At 32.8% G+C, this 22,125-nt stretch carries 19 protein-coding genes; 14 read left to right on the top strand and 5 right to left on the bottom strand.

The window, feature by feature from the left end:
* Positions 1-51: 51 nt before the first annotated feature.
* The 3 genes from DZ60_RS0111990 to DZ60_RS0111980 form a co-directional block, all read right to left on the bottom strand.
* Positions 52-1,257: a porin family protein gene (locus DZ60_RS0111990; protein ID WP_025742310.1), complete on the bottom strand. Its 1,206-nt coding sequence runs from the start codon at positions 1,255-1,257 to the stop codon at positions 52-54.
* A 110-nt stretch (positions 1,258-1,367) separates the two neighbouring features.
* Positions 1,368-1,835: a pantetheine-phosphate adenylyltransferase gene (gene coaD / locus DZ60_RS0111985; protein ID WP_025742309.1), complete on the bottom strand. Its 468-nt coding sequence runs from the start codon at positions 1,833-1,835 to the stop codon at positions 1,368-1,370.
* A gap of 78 nt (positions 1,836-1,913) precedes the next feature.
* Positions 1,914-2,888, bottom strand: coding sequence for a D-alanine--D-alanine ligase (locus DZ60_RS0111980; protein ID WP_034229544.1), 975 nt, complete (start codon positions 2,886-2,888; stop codon positions 1,914-1,916).
* A 173-nt stretch (positions 2,889-3,061) separates the two neighbouring features.
* Between DZ60_RS0111980 and DZ60_RS0111975 the strand changes: the two genes are divergently transcribed.
* The 7 genes from DZ60_RS0111975 (at position 3,062) to DZ60_RS0111945 (ending at position 9,304) form a co-directional block, all read left to right on the top strand.
* Positions 3,062-3,658 (top strand): PASTA domain-containing protein, encoded by a 597-nt coding sequence (locus tag DZ60_RS0111975; RefSeq protein WP_025742307.1) that lies wholly within the window; start codon positions 3,062-3,064, stop codon positions 3,656-3,658.
* 20 nt (positions 3,659-3,678) lie between these two features.
* Positions 3,679-4,728 (top strand): RluA family pseudouridine synthase, encoded by a 1,050-nt coding sequence (locus tag DZ60_RS0111970; RefSeq protein ID WP_034229542.1) that lies wholly within the window; start codon positions 3,679-3,681, stop codon positions 4,726-4,728.
* A gap of 241 nt (positions 4,729-4,969) precedes the next feature.
* Positions 4,970-5,161 (top strand): cold-shock protein, encoded by a 192-nt coding sequence (locus tag DZ60_RS0111965; protein ID WP_024770737.1) that lies wholly within the window; start codon positions 4,970-4,972, stop codon positions 5,159-5,161.
* Between the two features lie 214 nt (positions 5,162-5,375).
* Positions 5,376-6,137: a peroxide stress protein YaaA gene (yaaA, locus tag DZ60_RS0111960; RefSeq protein ID WP_025742305.1), complete on the top strand. Its 762-nt coding sequence runs from the start codon at positions 5,376-5,378 to the stop codon at positions 6,135-6,137.
* 129 nt (positions 6,138-6,266) lie between these two features.
* On the top strand, positions 6,267-6,764 hold the full coding sequence (locus DZ60_RS0111955; protein WP_034229541.1) for a TRAP transporter small permease subunit: 498 nt from the start codon (positions 6,267-6,269) through the stop codon (positions 6,762-6,764).
* A complete protein-coding gene (locus DZ60_RS0111950; RefSeq protein ID WP_025742303.1) occupies positions 6,764-8,110 on the top strand; it encodes a TRAP transporter large permease in 1,347 nt (448 codons plus the stop codon). Before DZ60_RS0111955 ends, DZ60_RS0111950 begins: the two co-directional genes overlap by 1 nt.
* A 90-nt stretch (positions 8,111-8,200) precedes the next feature.
* Positions 8,201-9,304, top strand: a complete 1,104-nt coding sequence (locus DZ60_RS0111945; RefSeq protein WP_152537423.1) for a TRAP transporter substrate-binding protein — start codon at positions 8,201-8,203, stop codon at positions 9,302-9,304.
* 65 nt (positions 9,305-9,369) lie between these two features.
* Here DZ60_RS0111945 and DZ60_RS0111940 read toward each other — a convergent pair whose 3' ends face one another.
* On the bottom strand, positions 9,370-10,281 hold the full coding sequence (locus DZ60_RS0111940; RefSeq protein ID WP_025742301.1) for a hypothetical protein: 912 nt from the start codon (positions 10,279-10,281) through the stop codon (positions 9,370-9,372).
* 695 nt (positions 10,282-10,976) lie between these two features.
* Here DZ60_RS0111940 and DZ60_RS0111935 point away from each other — a divergent pair.
* The 7 genes from DZ60_RS0111935 to DZ60_RS0111905 all read left to right on the top strand — a co-directional run bounded on the left by DZ60_RS0111935 (position 10,977) and on the right by DZ60_RS0111905 (position 20,646).
* Complete coding sequence (locus DZ60_RS0111935) at positions 10,977-14,429, top strand: pyruvate carboxylase (protein WP_025742300.1); 3,453 nt, start codon at positions 10,977-10,979, stop codon at positions 14,427-14,429.
* Positions 14,430-14,606: 177 nt separating this feature from the next.
* Positions 14,607-15,170 (top strand): CDC27 family protein, encoded by a 564-nt coding sequence (locus tag DZ60_RS0111930; protein WP_161634397.1) that lies wholly within the window; start codon positions 14,607-14,609, stop codon positions 15,168-15,170.
* 555 nt (positions 15,171-15,725) lie between these two features.
* The gene (gene tssD, locus DZ60_RS0111925) at positions 15,726-16,427 is read left to right on the top strand and encodes a type VI secretion system tube protein TssD (RefSeq protein WP_025742298.1); all 702 of its coding nucleotides are present in this window, start codon (positions 15,726-15,728) and stop codon (positions 16,425-16,427) included.
* A gap of 8 nt (positions 16,428-16,435) precedes the next feature.
* Positions 16,436-17,917 carry a hypothetical protein gene (locus tag DZ60_RS0111920; RefSeq protein WP_025742297.1) on the top strand — a complete coding sequence of 494 codons (1,482 nt, stop codon included), beginning with the start codon at positions 16,436-16,438 and terminating at the stop codon, positions 17,915-17,917.
* A gap of 10 nt (positions 17,918-17,927) precedes the next feature.
* Complete coding sequence (locus DZ60_RS0111915; protein ID WP_025742296.1) at positions 17,928-18,989, top strand: hypothetical protein; 1,062 nt, start codon at positions 17,928-17,930, stop codon at positions 18,987-18,989.
* Positions 18,990-19,186: 197 nt separating this feature from the next.
* Positions 19,187-19,909 carry a hypothetical protein gene (locus DZ60_RS0111910; protein ID WP_025742295.1) on the top strand — a complete coding sequence of 241 codons (723 nt, stop codon included), beginning with the start codon at positions 19,187-19,189 and terminating at the stop codon, positions 19,907-19,909.
* A gap of 233 nt (positions 19,910-20,142) precedes the next feature.
* A complete protein-coding gene (locus DZ60_RS0111905) occupies positions 20,143-20,646 on the top strand; it encodes a hypothetical protein (protein WP_025742294.1) in 504 nt (167 codons plus the stop codon).
* 632 nt (positions 20,647-21,278) lie between these two features.
* Here DZ60_RS0111905 and DZ60_RS0111900 read toward each other — a convergent pair.
* Complete coding sequence (locus DZ60_RS0111900; protein WP_025742293.1) at positions 21,279-21,908, bottom strand: hypothetical protein; 630 nt, start codon at positions 21,906-21,908, stop codon at positions 21,279-21,281.
* Positions 21,909-22,125: the final 217 nt, after the last annotated feature.

Genomic DNA, 22,125 nt, shown 5'->3' with positions numbered 1-22,125 from the left:
TAATGTGATAAAACAAATTAAGTAGTTCATCATACGCAAGGTGTTTTTTCCTTAAAATATTTGATATCCCAGTATAAAAGAAGTTTTTTTAAGTAAGGAATCTCTCCAATCATAATCATATTTAATAAGGGCTTTTGGTGTATAAAAGCGAAGTTCGCTACTCCATCTTTTATATTTATATCCAAGACCAAAGGTAATCGAACTATAATTGAATCTTTTGTCAATAGGTAATGTAATTCCTGATTGGTTTAATTCTGAACTTAGGTTCATGCCCATTAGAGCACCTGCATTAAAAAAAAGTTTAGAATTATCATTAAAGAATGCATAATGTCTGAGTCCAAAAACAAATTCTAGAGAAGAATAATCTATTATAGCCTGTTCCCCATTAGAAGTCGTTCCTTTTTCAGAATTAAATGATGTATATGTAGGTTCTATAGTAATACTCCATTTATTTTTTTTCATCGGAAGTATGAATTCAAATTCGGCCCCTAATCTCCATTTTATTTCAGAGTCAAATTTAGAATTTAATCTACTACGCCGATCATGACGAATTTCAACAGAGGTGTAATCAATACCTGGTCTAATGTTCAGGTTTACAAAATTTCGATTTTTCGATCTTTCATAGTCCTTAAAATTTTGTCCATGGCATTCATTAAAAGATCTGAAATATTTTGTCAATTCATTTTTGTAGTAGTTGAGGTTGTTAATTTTTGTTAGTGAAATGTCTTCACAATACACATCTGATGTAAGTTGCTGCCTATACCTATAATTTGTTCTAATGTTTAGATTGTCAGTTGAATACTTCTTGAAAATAAGTTGATTTATTTCGGTGTTCTCTGTTTTGTAGAAAAATACATTTAGGGCATTAGAGGTATATTTATACAGTGATGCTTTGCCTTCTATCAAAACTTCTAACATTATTTCCCTTTCTTCAGACCATTCAGGGCTTCTTTTTTTACTTAAGTTAGTCAGGTCTGTTTTTGAAGTGTCAATTTTTACTCTAGCCTTAATGTATTTTGAAAATTGATCAATTTGAAACTCTTTTATATTAGTAGTTTCGATTGTCTTTTCATCACTGTCTTCAGTTAGTTTATAAACTAGTTTAGAAGGTGCATACTCCCAGTCAACATTTTTGATAAGACAATCTGTTTTAAGTCCGTTATTGAATATAAAGGAACCTTTTTCAAATTTGATTTGCGCATACGAGTTTATGGCAAACAAAATTAGAAATGCGAACAAAGCATTTGTTTTTGTCATGAATTTTTAACTTATAGAAATTAGTTTTTAAAAATGCATAAGGGTAGGAAACATTCTATGCAGCTGCAAAAATATGAAAAAATAATAGGATTATATAAAGAGAAATAGTTTTATCTCTTATTACTTTTTATTCTAACCGTATCGGGTACTAATCCTGTATAATCTCCATTATTACGAATTACGTCACGCACAATAGAGGATGAGATGTAGCTTTTCCCTGAAGATGTTAATAAAAAAACAGTTTCTATTTCGGTAAGTTGTCTGTTAGTATGTGCAATTGCTTTTTCGAATTCAAAGTCTGCAGGATTTCTTAATCCTCTTAAGATAAATTCTGAATTTTGCTGTTTACAAAAGTCTACTGTAAGCCCCTTGTAGGTCATTACTTTGATTTTTGGTTCATTTTTGAACGCTTCTTTAATAAAATACATACGCTCATCGAGCGAGAACATATATTTTTTTTCAGCATTTACACCAATAGCAAGTATAATTTCATCAAACAATGTAAGGCCCCTTTCTATAATATCATAGTGTCCTAAAGTTATAGGATCAAATGATCCGGGAAAAACGGCTCTTCTCATTACTGAATGATTTTTCGATATATTACAAATATAAAACTACTAATCTATATTTTTAGTTCTTAAGAGAGATTTTTAGTTTTACTTAGTCAAGCATTCCTCTATCACACTAGATAGTAGCTCCTGTAATGAGATACCATGCGCTTGTGCTTGTTGTGGTAAAATACTAGCTTCACTCAATCCTGGATTGGTATTCATTTCTACAAAATGGGGTTCTCCGTTATGAAATATATACTCACTCCTAGAAAACCCTTTCATTTTTAAGATTTGATACACCTGAAGCGCAAGGTTTTTTACCTTTTTAGTGTCTTCATCAGAGAGACGCGCAGGAGTAATTTCTTCGGACTTTCCTAAATACTTTGCTTCAAAATCAAAAAAATCATTTTCGGTAACAATTTCGGTGATTGGCAAAACTGTATCTTTTCCTTTGTACTTAATAACACCAACAGAAACTTCAGTTCCGCTTAGAAAAGATTCAATAATAATTTCATCATCCTCTTTGTAGGCGACTTCAATAGCAGGTAGTAATTCTTCAGCTTTTTTTACTTTAGAAACCCCATAACTACTCCCTGCCTTATTTGCTTTTACAAAACAAGGTAGACCAACTGTATCTATAATTTCTTGTTCATTAACAGCATCTCCTTTATTAAGAAAGTAATTGGTGGCGGTAGGGATCCCATAAGGTTTTAAGGTACTAATGCAATCACGTTTATTAAAGGTAAGCGCCGCTTGATAAAAATCACAGGATGTCTGAGGGATTCCTATTAATTCTAGATATGCTTGAAGCAAACCATCTTCTCCCGGAGAACCATGAACCGTATTAAAAGCAGCATCAAAAGTAATTTTAGAAGTGCCTAACATCAAAGAAAAATCATTTTTATCTATCGCATGCTTTTGGTCATTATCATCAACATAATACCAGTCTTTTTGAGTGATATGAATACGAAACGGAACGTATTTATTTCTATTTAGGTTTTTGTAGACCACGTTTCCACTCTGGATAGAGATTTCAAATTCACTTGAATATCCTCCCATCAAAATGGCTATGTTTTTCATGATTAAATTAGTTTAGAAAAAAACAAAAATATCATTTATCTAATAAGAAAAGGGTATAACTTTCCGTTTTTATATATTTGTCGAAAATATTGAAGATATATTGTTAATAAACATTAACGAGTATCAAAATATAGAAAAACAGTTTCTACTCTACTAAAAAATAGTAATAACCAATGGATACATTTATTAATTTCTTTAAAGGTCTTTTTAAGTTTATATATAGTAAAATGTTTTTAGTTCAATTGGTTTTAGGTATAGCAATGCTTGTTATTTTATCATACATAGCTTTGCAATGGTTAGAAAGTACAACGAATCACAATCAGCATATTGTGGTGCCAAGTTTAAGTAAAAGTACATTAGATGAAGTAAGTAAAATACTTGAAGCAAAACAATTGAGATATGAGGTTCAGGATTCTGCTAATTTTAATCCTGATTTTCCGAAATATTCTGTAGTAGAACAAAATCCTGTTGCAGGGAGTGAGGTAAAAGAAAACCGTAAAATCTATGTTACACTTAACCCTTCGGGTTATCGAAAAATTGAAGTGCCAGATGTAATCCAAAGAACCAGAAGACAAGCGCAACCAAAGTTGATTGCTCTTGGATTTAAAATAGGTGAAATTACCTATTTACCAAACATTGCAAAAGATATGGTTTTGGAGCTTCGTCATAAAGGTAAAAGATTAAAGCCAGGAACAAAACTAATGAAAACATCTACGATAGATTTGGTTCTGGGAGATGGTGAAAGAGCAACAATAAACCTTTCTAATTAATTTAATATACAACGATCATTTTGGAAGAACAAAAAGGTAGCGGCGATTTTGATGCAAATGAAGATGATTTATATGAACATCATCGTTTTGTTGCAGGACCTGGCCAAGTGCCTCTAAGGGTTGATAAATTTTTAATGAATTTTGTCGAAAACGCAACAAGAAACAAGATACAGCAAGCAGCCAAAGATGGAAGTGTATTTGTTAATGATATTCCTGTAAAATCTAATTACAAGGTAAAACCTAATGATGTAGTTCGCGTATTATTTGCATACCCTCCTTATGAGAATTTATTAACACCAGAAAATATTCCTTTAGATATTGTATATGAAGATGATGTATTATTGGTAGTTAATAAACCTGCAGGAATGGTAGTGCATCCCGGTCATGGTAATTATTCAGGAACCTTAATTAATGCATTGATTTATCATTTTGATAATTTACCTAATAATAGTAGTGATCGTCCAGGTTTAGTACATCGTATTGACAAAGATACTAGTGGGTTGTTAGTGATTGCAAAAACAGAGGAAGCAATGACACATTTGTCTAGACAGTTTTTTAATAAGACTAGTAGACGAGAATATGTAGCTCTTGTTTGGGGTAATATAGAGGAAGAAGAAGGAACTATTGAGGGAAATATAGGTCGTCATCCAAAGAATAGACTTCAAAATACCGTTTTTGAAGGTGACGATGCCGAGAAAGGAAAACCAGCAATAACACATTATAAGGTATTAGAACGATTGGGATATGTAACTTTGGTCTCTTGTAGATTAGAGACAGGGCGAACCCATCAAATTAGAGTACATATGAAGTATATCGGTCATACTCTTTTTAATGATGAACGATATGGCGGCGAAAAAATACTAAAGGGTACCACATTTACAAAATATAAACAGTTTGTAGAAAATTGTTTTAAAATATTACCCAGACAAGCACTTCATGCCCGAACACTTGGTTTTGAACACCCTATCACAGGAGAATCTATGCATTTTGAGTCTACGATTCCTGATGATATACAGCAATGTGTAGAACGGTGGAGTAATTATGCAAAAAATCAATTAGATCAAAAATAGATATAATAATCAAATGGTATCAAAAGCTTTTGGTACTTGTTTGTTTTTTTAGAGTGCATGTTATCTGTGATTTGTATGTTTTTTTTGAGGTTGTACGTAATGTGTGTTTTTAAAATAATGATGATATGAAGTGCTATCTATTATTTAGAAAACATTAAATTAAAGTTATTAAGAACTTTAATTTGAAATAAATAGAGATTACTCGGGAAATAATGGTACATTCGCGTTTTAATAAATTATAATGAACAAAGGAACAGTAAAATTTTTTAATGACTCCAAAGGATTTGGATTCATAACAGAAGAAGGATCGAACAAAGATCATTTTGTACACATTTCAGGATTAATCGACGAAGTGCGTGAAGGTGATGAAGTAGAGTTTGATCTACAAGAAGGAAAAAAAGGATTAAACGCGGTAAACGTGAAAGTATTATAATATACATTTGACTCTTTTAAAGAAAAAAGCCTGTCTCTCGGAGACAGGCTTTTTTTATGAAGAATACCCCAGAACTTATTATAGGTGTTAAATTAGTAGTACAAAGTATCTAGTTGATATAGCTTTTATAAATTGTACAATAGATAAGAAATACGTTGGTAGATTTTAATATTCAATACACAATTGTATTTTTGAATAAGAAAAAATAATTTCAATGAAAATAGTTGTATCTCCAGCAAAGTCCCTAGATTTTGAAACCCAGTTGCCTACTAAAAAGTATACGGAACCTGTTTTTTTATCAGAAGCAGAAAAATTAAATATTCTATTACAAAAAAAATCCCCTAAAAAGCTTTCTGAATTAATGAGTATCAGTGATAAACTGGCACAACTCAATTGGCAGCGTAATCAGGATTGGAAACTTCCTTTTACTAACCAAAATGCGCGACAGGCAGTATATGCATTTAATGGTGATGTGTACACTGGTCTAGATGCTTACACGATTCCCGAAGAAAAATTGGATATGCTTCAAGATAGATTACGAATTCTTTCAGGTCTATACGGAATTATAAAACCATTAGACCTGATACAACCATATCGATTAGAAATGGGTACAAAGCTAAAGGTAGGTCGTAAAAATAACCTATACGAATTCTGGAAAAAGGAAGTTACTCAACATCTTAATGACGAGCTTGCAGAGGATGAATTATTTGTAAACCTTGCGAGCAACGAATATTTTAGTGTGATAGACAAGAAATTGTTGAAAGTACCTATTATAACACCACAGTTTAAGGACTGGAAAGGTGACAAGTTAAAGATGATTAGTTTTTTTGCAAAAAAAGCAAGAGGTATGATGGTTCGCTACATCATTGATACAAATGCCGAAACTATCGAGGATCTAAAAGGATTTAATTATGAGGGGTATGGTTTTAGTGAAGAACATACAACTAAACCTGGGGAGTTGGTTTTTGTGAGATAGTATTTCATATGTAGTAACTATAAATCATTTTATAGTTGATATCTACCACATAGTATACTATATGATGAAATGAAATACATCTAAATTTTAGTATCTTCATCCTGAAAAAATCACAACATAGATCATTGGATGCAGAAATTAATAAGTTTTCTTGATTGGCTTGGAGAAAAAATTGGTGTCGTAGTAAGTTGGACTTCAGTATTATTGGCAGTTGTTATTAGTTTGGATGTTGTTATTAGATATGTTTTTGAGTTTACATATGTATGGATGATCGAATTAGAAATATATCTCTTTGGGATGCTATTTTTATTATCATCAGGATATACTTTTAAATATGAAAAGCATGTTCGAGTTGATGTGTTTTATACCCGATTATCAGATAAAAGAAAAGCTTGGATAGACCTTTTAGGAGGTGTTTTTTTATTGATTCCTTGGTGTTATGTTGTAATAGTTTCATCTTGGTATTATGGTATGTCTTCTTTTTTGATGGGCGAAAGTTCTCCACAACCAGGAGGACTCCCAGCATTATATGTACTTAAATTTTGTATCACTTTGGGGTTTACGTTTTTGTTGCTTCAGGGGGTGTCCCATATGCTTAAATCTATTCAAATAATAAGTAAGAAGTAATGGGGTATCTCGCAATAGTATTATTTGCAGCTGTTTTTATTCTTATTTTGAGAGGATATCCTGTGGCCTTTACTTTAGGAGGGGTTTCTATTGCTTTTGCTTTTGCAGTATCAATTTTTGCTCCCGAAATATTCCAAATGTCAATATTTTATTTATTACCCTCAAGAATCATGGGAGTAGTTAATAATTATGTATTGATGGCGGTTCCTTTATTTGTATTCATGGGGATCATGTTAGAAAAATCTGGATTAGCGCAAAGTTTGTTAGAAACGATGGCCATGTTATTTGGTCGCATCCCAGGAGGTCTCGCAATTTCGGTTGTTATTGTAGGGGCATTATTAGCAGCATCTACTGGTATTGTAGGAGCAACTGTGGTCACTATGGGACTTATTAGTTTGCCCACAATGCTTAAGCGAGGGTATAAAACAGAACTAGCAACAGGAGTAATTGCTTCGTCAGGAACACTAGGGCAAATTATTCCTCCGTCTATAGTATTGGTCTTGTTAGCCGACACCATAAACAGCTCATCAAGAGGAGCGGCTTCGGTTGATGTGGGGACCTTATTTTCTGTAGCTATTGTGCCAGGAATACTTCTTGTTACTTTATACAGTATCTACATACTAATTATATCGTTTATACATAAAGAGTATGCCCCAAGTATTCCGAAAGAAGAGATTTTAGAATTTAGAGACCATCATTTTGTGTCTAAAATAATAAAAGTGATGGTGCTTCCTATAGTTTTGATTATGTTGGTTTTAGGTTCTATTTTTTTAGGAATTGCATCGCCGACAGAAGCTTCGGCGATAGGGGCACTAGGTGCTACTATGTTGACAATATTTCAAAAAAAATTCTCCATAAAAATATTAAAAGAAGTTGTACAAGAAACAGCTCGGCTAACATCCATGGTGTTTTTTATATTATTGGGGGCGACAACATTTACATTAGTATTTAGAACTTTGGGAGGAGATGCATATTTACAAGAAGTAATAATGAACTCTGAGTTAACACCAGTATTATTCTTGTTATTGGTTATGGTAATTATTTTTATTGCTGGGTTCTTTATTGATTTTATAGAGATTATTTTTATTATCGTTCCCGTAGTAACGCCGATTTTTAATGCTTTTGGTATGGATATGCTATGGGTCGGTGTGCTGATTGCGCTAAATTTACAAACCTCTTTTTTGACACCGCCTTTTGGATTTGCATTATTTTATCTCAAAGGTGTAGCACCAGAAGAAGTGAAAACCAGTCAGATTTACAAAGGGATTATTCCGTTTATAGGGATTCAACTATTGATTTTGGGGATTGTATTCTTTTTCCCTGAGATTATTTTGACTACCCAATAGGATAGCCTTTAAAGTACTTTGATTAAGTAAAAAATAGATAAAAAATACGTTATGAAATTTAGTGTGGTCCATAAAAATATAAAGAATAAAATGGTACGGTACTTTGCGTTAGTTATCATAATATCTTTCTTTCTTTCGTGTCTCGGAGATCCTCCTGCGAGTATGAATACGACATCTTATGATGTTACAAAACCGGATAAGGTTTTTTATTGGAAAATGACCACAACATGGCCTCCGAATTTTCCTGTTTTGGGAGAGGTGGCGGTAAAATATTCTGAGTGGGTAGAGGAATTATCCAACGGACAAATTAAAATAAAGGTATATGGTGGTGGTGAGCTTGTTCCGCCTTTAGAAGCTTTTGATGCTGTTTCTAACGGAACCATAGAAATGGGATCTGGTGCATCATACTATTGGGCAGGGAAAACGCCAGCTGCACAATTTTTTGCAGCAGTACCCTTTGGCATGAATAGCCAGCAGATTACAGCATGGTTAGAAACTGGTGGCGGATATGAGCTCTGGAAAAAAACATATGCTAAATTTAATCTAGTTCCTTTTATGGGAGGAAATACTGGTGTTCAGATGGGAGGGTGGTTTAATCGAGAAATAAATTCTGCCGAAGACCTAAAGGGGTTAAAAATGCGCTTACCTGGTATTGGGGGTAAAGTTTTAGAAAAAGCTGGCGGGGCTGCTGTATTGGTTTCGGGAGGAGAGATTTATACTAGTTTAGAACGTGGTGTTATTGATGCTACAGAATGGATTGGTCCTTATCATGATTATAAAATGGGGTTTCATAAAATTGCAAAATACTATTACACACCAGGATGGCATGAACCTGGTTCTCAAATGGAGTTTTTTATTAATAAAAATTTATATGATGGACTGCCAATACATTTGCAGGCCGCATTACAAGCCGCATCAAAACGAGCACAAGTATGGGTGTTATCAGAGTTTGATAAACAAAATGGAATCTATCTAGATAAATTAGTAAAAGAAGAAAGCGTAGAAATCAGAGAATTTTCTAAAGAAACGCTGGATTCACTCCGTAAGTATACTGATGAAGCTTTGAAAGAAATGATAGGCAATGATCCACTTTCCAAAGAAGTCTATGAGAGTTATTCTAATTTTCAAACTAGAGTTTCTAAATGGTCAGAGGTTACCGAAAAAGCATATTATAATAAGATACAAAAACAATAATGTGATCAAAAAATACCGCCCAAGTATGTACTTAGGCGGTGTGATTTTTTATGAATTTGTAGAGACTAAATTATTACCTCTTCAGTATCAAGGTCTATCGTTGTTTTATTCCCATCAGCATCTGTTTCTATAGCAATACTGTCACATTCTCCATTTCCAAAATCTAAGGTCGTAGTGATTGTGTTTTCAGTATTTAAGATAATACCGCTTAATGGATATTCACAATTAAGATCCAGAATTATAGGTATTGAGGTAGTAAAAGAGTAGGTGTCTCCATTACTAAATTTTGTTGAGCCAATACCTCGAATAGTAATACTGCTTCCAGAATCATTAGGGTTAGAAAAGTCAAAAGATTGAATAATTTCTTCATCCATTGTTTCTTCTATAGAGGCTGTAAGCCCATCTTCCCACTCAAAAGACAATTTAGTAATAAATTCAATACTTGTTTTGAACTCATCAATATTCTCATCAAAAAAGTCAAAAGTAGGCATTACCATAGTCATTGTAGATGTTCCACTAACAGACATATCATCAATAGTTAGGTTTTCCATAGTCTGTGTAGAGGTAATTAAAATACCATCTTCTGTATCTTCATAAACGAAAGACATTAAGATTTTTCCTGAAATGGTGGATCCATCCTCAAGCTCACAACCATCTCCAAAATCTATTGTCGCCGTTCCAGAATTCAAATCATTTTCATTTATATTTTCCTCAATAGAAGCACAGTCACTTGCTGTTTTTAGACGGAGTTTTTTAGAAGAGCGATCACTAGAACTATCAAATGAATTTTGACTTATTTCATTGATTTGATTAGTAGCTTCTTCGATACTCTTGTGTTGTTTAGAAGTAGTTACTTCTGTATCGGGTATTAACCCATCTAAATCATTATCGCTGTTAGAATCGTCATCTTTGCTACAGCTAAATAAAAATGTACTTGCAGTTATCAGCCCCGTTAAAAGAAAAATTTTGTTTTTCATAAATTAAAAAGTTTAAAAATTAGTGAGTTGTTTATTAATATTAAAAATTGTTTGTATTAAAAGTTTGTTGTTTTAATTCTGTTAAGCAACTATAGTGCCGAAAAAAAATAATTGGTTCTTTTTTTTAGAATTACTTCTTTTATAATAAGATGATTTTACTTCTATGTCGTTTAGAAAGAGTGTAATGCGTGTTTGGTTTTTTAAAGGTGATTTCTTCAAAATAAAATATTTGTTACTTGATTTGTAGTTGTAATATTATCCGAGCTCTACAGAAGAAGAGCTGATGCGGGTATAATTTCTATACGCTATTGTTGTTTATAAAAAGACCTTGCTGTTTTCAGAAATTACAGCTTCGATATTTTGAGAGGGAGTTAATAATGTATTGACCATATATAATGAATAACTACATATATCCAAGATATTTGTGATAGAAGAAAAAATGTTTTGCATACTTAAAAAAATTAGATAATTTATTTTTATAAGCAATTTGTGAAGGTGTGTGTTTACAGGCCGCAAACCTATCAAAACAAAATCGCTAGGAGCGTTAAGTAAATGTTAATATTTTTGTTGCGAGAAAAGCAAGAATAAAGAATTGATGGCACTGAATTTTTTAAAATGCTATTGCAAAGATTATTTCTTATCGATATCTTCGTGCGAATACGCACTACTGTGTTAATGAATTAATATTAGATATAATGAAAATCAAAAAAGTTTTAGTAGCCAATAGAGGAGAAATAGCCATTCGAATTTTTAGAGCTTGTACAGAAATTGGTTTACAAACGGTGGGTATATATACATACGAAGATCGATATTCATTACACAGATATAAAGCAGATGAGGCGTATCAAATAGGAGAGGATAATGATCCTCTCAAACCTTATTTGAATATTCAGGGAATTATTAAAGTAGCGAAAGAAAATAATGTCGACGCTATTCATCCGGGGTACGGATTTCTCTCAGAAAATGCAGATTTTGCAGAGCAATGTCTGAAAAACGATATTATTTTTATTGGTCCAAAAGTGTCAGTGCTTCGTTCATTAGGAGATAAGATAACTGCAAAAAAAGTTGCTATAGATAATGATATACCTATCATACAAAGTAATAAGGAGGAACTTAAAAATGTAACAGTAGCCTTAAAAGAAGCAAAACGTATTGGTTTTCCGGTAATGCTCAAAGCAGCTTCAGGAGGAGGTGGACGAGGGATGCGTGTTATAAGAAATGAAGAAGAATTAGAGAAGGCATATCCAGAATCGCAGAGAGAAGCACTCAATGCTTTTGGAGACGATACCGTGTTTCTCGAAAAATTTGTAGCGAATCCAAAACATATAGAAGTACAAATTGTAGCTGATGAGCATGGTAATATGGTTCATCTTTTTGAAAGAGATTGCTCTGTGCAAAGGAGGTATCAAAAAGTTATTGAGTATGCTCCCTCCTTTGGAGTGTCAGAACAAATAAAACAAGATTTATATAATTATGCCATTAAGATCTGTACTGCTGTAAACTATGATAATATAGGGACCGTAGAGTTTTTGGTAGATGATGATGAAAGTATTTATTTTATCGAAGTAAATCCAAGAGTACAGGTAGAGCATACTGTTACAGAGGTGGTAACCGGCGTTGATTTGATTAAAACCCAGATATTTATCGCAGGAGGGTATAAGTTGTCTGATCAGCAAATTAAAATAGATAGTCAAGAAAGTCTTACTACAAATGGATTTGCATTGCAATGCAGAATTACAACCGAAGATCCAGAAAATGATTTTAAACCTGATTATGGCACGATTACAACTTATAGAAGTGCATCAGGATTTGGGATTAGATTAGATGCAGGGAGTGTGTATCAAGGGGTAACGATTTCTCCATTTTTTGATTCGATGTTGGTAAAGATTTCTGCGAATAGTAGAACACTAGATGGAGCTTGTAGAAAAATGCGAAGAGCACTTTCTGAATTTAGAATTCGAGGTGTAAAAACCAATATGCCATTTCTAGATAATATTCTGAAACACGAAACTTTTAGAAAAGGAGCTGTTACTGTTAATTTTATTCAGGATACGAAGTCGTTGTTTGTTATCAAAGAAGCACGTAATAGAGCTACCAAATTGGTTAACTTTTTAGGGGATGTTATAGTTAATGGTAATCCAGATGTAAAAAAGATGGATCCGACAAAAAAGTTTATAACGCCTGTTATTCCTAAATTTGATGAAAGTATAGCACACCCCAAAGGAACTAAAAACCTTCTAACAGATTTAGGACCTGAGAAATTCGCAGAATGGTTAAAAAACGAACAGAAAATTCATTTTACAGATACCACTATGCGCGATGCGCATCAGAGTTTGTTGGCTACCAGAATGCGTACATACGACATGGTAAAGATTGCCGAAGGATTTTCTAAGAATCATCCCGAAATTTTTAGCATGGAAGTTTGGGGAGGAGCTACCTTTGATGTGTGCCTGAGGTTCCTCAAAGAAAATCCATGGGAGCGATTACGAGCATTGCGTGCAGCTATGCCCAATCTATTGTTACAAATGTTGATTCGTGGATCAAATGGTGTCGGGTACACAGCCTATCCAGATAATATGGTGGGTAAGTTTGTAGAGCAATCTTGGGAAAATGGTGTAGATGTATTCAGAATTTTTGATTCATTAAACTGGATGAAATCAATAGCCCCTTGTATCGAGCATGTTCGTACCAGAACACAAGGCTTGGCAGAAGGCTCTCTGTGTTACACAGGTGATATTTTAGATACAAAAAGAACAAAATACACGTTGGATTATTATATCCAATTGGCAAAAGATATAGAAAATGCAGGAGCTCATATTTTAGGAATTAAAGATATGGCCGGATTATTAAAACCATATGCAGCCTATGAATTAGTTTCGGCATTAAAATCAGAAATTAATATTCCTATTCATTTACATACACACGATACATCTTCTGTACAATCAGCAACTTATCTTAAAGCCATCGAAGCGGGTGTCGATGTTGTCGATGTAGCAATGGGAGGATTGTCGGGACTTACCTCACAACCTAACTTTAATGCAGTGATGGAAATGATGAAATTTCATGAACGCGAAAATAAGATGGATACCAAAAAATTAAATGAATATTCGAATTATTGGGAAGCCGTAAGAGAGTATTACTATGTTTTTGAGTCTGGACTAAAAGCAGGAACAGGAGAGGTGTATCAACATGAAATTCCGGGAGGACAATATTCTAATCTAAAACCGCAAGCACAAGCATTGGGGTTATCAGATCGTTTTCATGAAATTACCAAAATGTATGGAGAAGTGAATGAACTCTTTGGTGATATTGTTAAAGTAACTCCGAGCTCCAAAGTTGTAGGAGATATGGCGCAATATCTGGTAAGTAATAATTTGACTATAGAGGATGTAAAAGAAAGAGGAGAAATGATTTCTTTTCCGCAATCGGTGATTAATTTCTTTAAAGGAGAACTAGGGCAACCCGAAGGAGGCTTTCCTAAATTAATACAAAAATCAGTACTTAAGGATCAAAAACCTTTTACAGATAGGCCTAACGCCCATCTTAAACCTGTAGATTTTGAAGAAGAGTTTAAGGATTTTGTAAAAATATTTAAAAAAGGTATGGGGAGAGAACTAGATATTACTGATTTTCTTTCCTATAAATTATATCCCAAAGTATTTACCGGAGCATATAACCATCACCTTAAATATGGAAATGTAGTTACCATACCTACAAAAAATTTCTTTTATGGTATGACACCCGGAGAAGAGATCATAGTACAACTTGATAAAGGAAAAACATTACTGATACAACTAATCTCGGTAGGAGATCCAAATGATGAAGGTAAGGTGACTGTTTTCTTTAAGATCAATGGACAAACTCGAAATGTAGAAATACAAGATACTTCTGTAAAAGTTACAAAAGTAGCACACGCCAAAGTAGACAAAGCAGATAAAAAGCAAATAGGAGCGCCATTGCAAGGGTCATTGTCATCTGTATTGGTAAAAACGGGTCAGGAAATTAAGAAAAACGACCCTTTATTTATTATAGAAGCCATGAAGATGGAAACTACAATTACAGCTAATGAATCGGGAATAATAAAAAAAATAGTTTTAAAATCAGGTACGATGGTCAATGCAGATGATTTGGTACTTATTCTAAAATAAATTCATATACCATATCTGATGCATTATGCTTTAATTATAGCCTTACAGGGGTTTTGTATATATCATGTGTTTAAGAATAACAAAAATTACTATTGGTATTTTGTTATTATGCTTTTGCCCGTGTTAGGTAGTATTATTTATATCTGTACCCAAGTCTTCTCTAAAAAAGATTTAGATGTGGTACAGAACGAAATTACACACGTTATTAATCCAACAAAGAAGATTACAGATTTGCAAAAACAACTCGATTTTGCAGACACTTTTCAGAATCGGATCAATTTGGCAAATGCCTTATTCGAAATAAAAGACTATCATAATGCGTTAGGTGCCTATGAAAACGTTTTGGATGCTGATAGAAATGGTGATGCTGGAGTTATCAAAAAAATTATAGAAAGCTATTCGCAGATCAATAACTCAGAAAAAGTTATTTTTTATGCTGAAAAAATTAAAGAAAATTCGGATTTTAGGGGCTCGAGAAGTCAGTTTTTGTACGGATTGGCTTTAGAAGAGCAAGGAGAATCAGACAGGGCAGAAGGACAATTAAGAGGTATAGATCAGCGATATTCTCATTATAGAGAACGGTTTGTACTTGCTGAATTTTTAGTTAAAAAAGGAAAAGTAGAAGAGGCAAAAGAGATTCTGCATTCAATCCAAAATGAAGCGCAGCACATGTCCAAACCCAATAAAAATTTATATAAGTCAGTTGTTCAGGATGTTAATACATTAGCGTCTTCTTTATAGCAACATGTAATTGTTTTTTTTGGATAGAGTATGATATCGGGTGTTGTAAGACCGAAGTTTGGTTTCGAGTTTCTTTAAATTAGCTAAAGTTAGTTTTTGCAGTTCGATAAATATCATGCTACCACAAATTTTAGCACATACGCAAGTTTTTTCTGCCAATAGAGAGGGTTAGGTTAGGGGACTTTTTCTTTGTAAACGCTATATTTTACAATGTAGATTGATACTGCTGTACAGAAGATAAGTATAGCAAAATGAATTAGCACCACTCACACTTTCCAAATCAAGGGTCTGACCCTGGGACGGGATACTCTAAATCGAACTTCCTATATCAGTCTTCAAGCATGAGACATCCAAACCAGAAATTTTTTCCAAGGGTAAAACATTCTCAATTATTTTACGTTTCTTTATAACTCCCAAAACCTGTTTTGTAGGCTAACTAGAAATGTAATCGAACAGCAATAACAAAATAATAAAATGTGTTATTCAATATACGTCGATCGAATCCATTGATGCGTAGTAATGAAAACATCTGGTATGCTATATAATAAGAACTAAATGAGTGCCAAAGCCGAACTTCATCTCTTTGATCAAGAATTTACGATTTTATATTTTAATTCTGGACTTCATACCCCGACAGACTATCGCGGTCAGCCTTGGGGAACCCCAGATGGTGGTGTTATTTCTGTAGTGATTCCTACACCCAGAAAACCACAAGAGTTTCTAGAATCGATGCAATCCGACCGAATGATTCGTGGTAAAATACGCTTTCATAAATGGGATGGCATTCATATCGATGCAGAGCTCGAGTTTGCCAACGCCTATATCATAGAGCGCGAAACCTCTTTTTATAGCCAGGGGACCGATAATTATACGATGCGTGTAGTCATTAGTCCCGGGATACAACGTTATCGAGGTGTTACTTTCGAAAAATCATGGAACCCCAGCGACCCCTTTATAGAAGATACAACACCAGTGATGATGCGGGAGGAGAATGTAGAGCCAGAACTAATAGATAGCTATTACCAAGACAAAAATGGGAATAGAATTCCTGAAAATAGGCTAAAGGCGGGAAGTGAAATTTATTATGTGATTAAATCATCAAGTGCTATCGGAAAAGAAGCGTCTATTGATTTGAATAATAATAAACTAGATTTTGAGTATAATGGAAGTGTCCTTGAAGATGATATTTTAACTATTAATGTTACCTCGGATACTATGAAATTATCGTTAAAAGCAATAAAACAACAAAAAAAATAACCTTAGATATGGGAAGAGTATGGCTTACAGACTATCCACATATAAGTTTGGATTTTGAAGATTTAACAATTGTTACTCCTCGTATTACAAATGCATATTTTGCGAAAAAAGTAGTAACTGGGGGCGCGGTTCCAGCAACAACACCAACGGTGGCTTTCGATGAAATTAATGAAGGGATTTTGGGGCGTGATGTATATATTATAGTTGAAACCGAAAATTTTACTCCCCCCAACCAAAGCTTAATCTCTACAGAAAGAGCAAGTTTGGTGGTTGCTCTAAAAACAGGAGACTGCAATCTTACGGGAGTAGCGGATGAGACATTACAAATTACTAATGGTACAACTGATGTAGATAGTATAACAGTGCAAGTAGGAGATACTACAGCTCTTAATGATATAGAAGGAAATTGTGATTATGGCAATCTAGATGATTTCATAGATACTGCAATTATTAAAGTTTCATTACGCCCCAATGCAAGAACCGATTTTGATACGTGGGCAGAAAATATTAATAATTCTGGTTCTGATTTACCAACAATAGAAATAGATGTTGTCCCGGAAGATAAGAACATGATTGTAGACTATGGGCCTGAGGATAATACACAGGGTCCCCCTCTTAAGATTGGACGATTTATGAATTCTGAAGGGCACGAGTTTACGTTGGAGAATAAAAATGTTTATGAGATTTATCATGGGGATAATTTATTTAATTCTCTTGGAACCCATACCCATAATGAAGAAGTAGTGAGAAGGAGAATTTCTTTTATTGAAAATGACTTTTCGACGGAGGTAAAATATTTTTTTTATAATTTAATAGATAATTGTTACGAAATTTGTGAATGTACTCAAACTAGAGTAAGAAGAAGAAATAATGGGCAAAGAATTACTTCTACCAATTTCCAGAGTAATTACAACAATTATACAAGTTCAGTAGCCGCACCCCAAGGAGGAGATGCAGAAACAAATTATTACTATGCTGATGGCTCAATTATTTCTTACGGACAAGCATATGGGTATAGAAGATATGCTCTAACAAGCCCAAATGACCCAAATGATTTAGTAGACCTAATTAGAATGCCTGATGATTTGAATATTAATTTTGAAACTGGATTGAATAATGTTAGGGCAACATTTTCTTACAGAAATACCGCTAGGAGGTATTGTAATCCAGCATGTTTTGCTGGCTTTATTGGTGTTTTGATTCAACTGGGAAGAACCGATGTTGTTTGTACGGGAATGTGTTTTGGAGACGCTACAAGTTATCCAAGTGTAACACATCCAAATGGAGATAGTGTTGATACAGCTTATCTTTCAACATTAGCAATAGAACAACTTAAAGTGGATGCATTTAGAGACTATTATTTTACCAATATATTACGTGGAAATATAAGTTGGTATCCTCAACTTACTGATACGGCTTATAGTAATGGTCATAACGATCATCTACATTCGGGAGATTTTAATCTTGAAAGGGTGGTGACAATCAATTAATAAAAATGGTATGAAATATATTCTCATTATTTTCAAGTCTCTGGTTATTTTTTCATCCTGTAATTTTCAAGAGAAGGATATTAAAAAACGAATCGAAGCTTCTATTGATACAGAAAAGCCTAAAGAAATTACTGAAATCGATAGTGTTTTGTATTTCAATCAAAGTGCAACTATCAAAAAAAACTTTTCTTTCATTGATACGATTGAACCATTACAATTATCAATAGGTAATAAGTTGTTAATAGACTTCAAATTCCCTGTAGAATGGAACTTTGGTGATATCTATGATAGAAATAGGATTATAAATGAAAATGAAAAATCCATCAATAAACTACTAGGCTTCTACGAAGGCTATATACCCGAAAACTATAAGATAAAAAAGAAAAGAACTTATAGTATTGATTATTTTTTAGATGTAAAGCATGATTATAGAAATGCAATAACAGAAAATGGTCAGATAAAAGACTATGGAATTGCAAGACTTCCTGATACTGGTGATTCAATTAAAGTTTTAGGGATATGGTTTTCTAAAGACAATTTAGATCAAGGAAGAGAGTTTCCTTGGAGTGTTGCTTATGGAGATATAATAACTATTAAAAATGGTGAAGTTTTGGATAGGTTGACTATTGAACGTTTTGAAGGAAATCATAGTCTTGGAGGTGATTATAGGCGTATGTATATAGATGAAAACTATATTATTCATACAAAAGATTTTTATTATGGTGAAAATCAAGGAAATTTTATTCGATATTGTAAATGGAAAATTAAAGAAAATGGTAAAATTGTAGAATACCTTGATGAGGATAAATTAGGAATAAAAAAAGAAGGAGAAATAAAAAACAGAATGAAAACTGGCATGTGGAAGGAGATTACTCCGAATAAATTTTTTGCTGCCCTAAAAAAAAGTATGAGAATCGAAAGTTGTAATACTTTTTCTGAAGGGAATTACAATGAAGGAGAAAAAATAGGAGAATGGAAGTACTATTCCTTTGATAACTTTAAAAAAGGGATTTTAATTTATAAAGAGACTTATAAAGGAGGAGAACTAGTGAAAAGAACTTTTGTAGAATAGGTTTATTAGGGAAAAAGATTTAACTAATTATAGTTTTATTCCATTTCTACAACATTACTCTTCACAAAAAGAGTACTTCGTTCCGCATAAAAATAGTAGTTTGATTCTCTAACGGACTGAAAATAAATTAAACAAAAGTAAAAAGGGCAAAATCTTGAGAGTTTGTAATGTAAGGACAGACTAATTAATAATTACTGATGAGATATCTTAAAAATGTTATTACATTAAAAATTTTACTATTATTTACGGTAATAGTTAATGGACAATCAAAGTGCTCTTTTACTGAAGTTTTGAACAATTTTATTCAACCTGATGTAAAATATACGATACTTAAATCTGATTTGAATTTGACAGAAGCCCTAAGAAATAATGAGACTGAATTTCTAGGGTTTATTGGTGAAAACAGAAAAAGGTTAAGAATAAAGTTTACTACTATTAATAAAGATAGTATTGATACCAATTGTTATCATATTCAAGGAGAAACCACAGTAATGAATAAAAACTTAAGAAAATTCAATGGAGAATTTAATGTTGAAAAGCATTATGTGTTTTCCGAGTTTTTAGAATACACTAATCCTAAAATTGTAAAAAAACAAGGTTTTAGTGTTCTGAACTACACTTTATCCGAAAATGAAGAGCTAACTTCTACGGGAAAATTTAAAGGTAAATTAATGATTTTATGGAGTCAAAATAAGAATGGAGATATCCTTTATGATACCACATTAGATGATTATGATAGCTATAATAATTATCAATTTTATGGCATCTGGACAAGTTATACAACTAAGAAAAGTACTCTCTGTTGCTGGGGACATTATAGAATACCTTGTTCAGGAGATCTGGATTGGGGAGCTTCTGAATTTTCTCCTAATGAAAAGTACCACAAATATGGTTGGGCAGATTATGAGTTTCCACGTTAATTTTTTTTATTCGATCATTTTAATAAGCATATTTTCTTGCAAAGGAAAAAGTAATATTATTGCCGAGTCTAATAGTGTCTCACCAGAAAATTCAGAAAAAGACAGTGCCGAGATTATATTGAACCAAGTCAAGATTCTGAAGTTTTTCTGAGAGAAGAGTTTGAAGAAATTAAGACTAATCAATTAGCAGAGGACAAGAAGTTTGTTTTTAATGATTTGAAAAAATTTCCATTATGATAAAAAATATTATCTTGATTTGTTTTGCATTTTTATCACTAAATGCCTGTTCTCAAAAAAATAATATTGTAGCATCTAGATCAATCACTATTGTTGATAGCTTAAAATTTGTTAAAAACCTCCCTGATGAAAATTTTTATCCTAGTGGAGATGAAATTATAGCTAAAATACTCTCTTCTGATAAAAAAACTATATCACCTGCACTCATTGAAAAAATTGATGATACAACAAGTTCGCAATATAGATATGCAGATTATTTTAATTACAAATCTGGTGACATTGCTTTAGAATTATTATATCTAATTAACAAAGAACAAAATCTTTCTATAAGAATGTTAATTCAACAAGAGTTTACTTTAGAAAGAGATATAAGTAATGATACATTTAATATGCTATTTTATGAGTTATTTCATCAAAATAATGCAGATGTCAATATGGTTAATAGAAAAAAAATGAAAGCTGTAATTTTAAATTGGTATGATAAAAATTTAAAAAATTAACAGTACCCAAAACCAAAAATCGGATGATTTCGAAAAATTTATCACGAAACAGACAGATTAAGAACTATAAAGGAGTATGCTAAAAGTGCTTCCCATACTCCATATGTCGGAAGAGGATTAATGCAGCTTACTTGGGAATCCAACTATGAAAAATATAAGATTACAGTGATGTAGACTGTATTGTAGATCCAGAATTAATAGCAAAGGATTTAGGGAATTCATTTGATTCTGCTGGTTGGTTTTGGAAACAAGCTGTAATTTTAAGTATTGGAACAACTTGGTCAGCTCCAAAAATGGGGAAGACTACATTTAAGGAAATCAAAAATGATTGATTCACCTAAGAATTAAAGCCATATTTTTTTGTTGATTTACATTTATGCATAATCCGGGCAATGTTGTTAAGTTAAGCGGTCCTTTGTTAGACTGAGCGTGCTGAAGTCTATTAAAGAACTTATTGTTAATATCACTTCAACAGGCTCTGTGTGACAGTAGCATTACGCTTTTTTATTAACCTAACAACATTGATTATCCGGATTAAAATGTATTATACCAATTCTTTTATATGATGATGGTATTAGTACCTACTTGAGGTATTTCATACCACAAACGATCCCTATTGATTTTGATTTTATTTATGGACAGATTGGATTGCATGGCGGATCGATGGGATCAATACTTCCGGGTCTTTTTACGACTCTTCCGTCAGCCCATTTTCTAGCTATTGGGTTTACTACCCAAATTCGGAGACCATTACCAGCAAATTGACTTCGTTCGTAACTAGATCCTAATCGTAATGTAATAACTTGTTCCCCTTGAGCATTTGTTGTTAAAGTACGGTTGGCTCCTCGATAGGTTCCAATGATTGTAGAACCCGTTGTAGTTCGAATGTCTACATAGGAACTACTTTCAAAATTAGTACCCTTGATCCAAATACAATAGTTGTCACTGCAGCCGGGTCCTGCACTAATAATTTTTGGAGTTCCGTCCCGTTTTACAATGGCTGCATTATATTGACCAAAAAATAGATTAATATTAGGACATTCACTACTATAGTTTATATATTCTAGAACTGTATATCCATTAGGGATTCCATCTACAGAACATACAATTAGAATATCAGGGCTACTTTTTGTAACATCTGGGAGAGAGGTTTCTTTTTCAAGAGAAAGTTCTTGATCATACATACTGTCATCCTCTTTTTGACAACTATAGATTCCAACAAATAGAAAGGCTAGTATTAATGTTTTTAAATAATTTTTCATGTTTTACGTATGTTTTTAAAATGATTTATGATTCTTGTCGACTAGAATGCATTGATAAAATTATATGTAAATCATTGATTATAAAAAGGAAGAAAAGTCAATTTTATAAATTTGACACTTTTCTTAATCAGGAGGTATTACTACAGATATATACAAAAGCAGATAGATGTTCTTGTAATAGTGATGCCCCTATTCACGTTACTCATACCATTTCCTA

Source organism: Aquimarina pacifica (assembly GCF_000520955.1).
Classification (GTDB): Bacteria; Bacteroidota; Bacteroidia; order Flavobacteriales; family Flavobacteriaceae; genus Aquimarina; species Aquimarina pacifica.
This window is presented reverse-complemented; position numbering and strand designations above follow the sequence as displayed.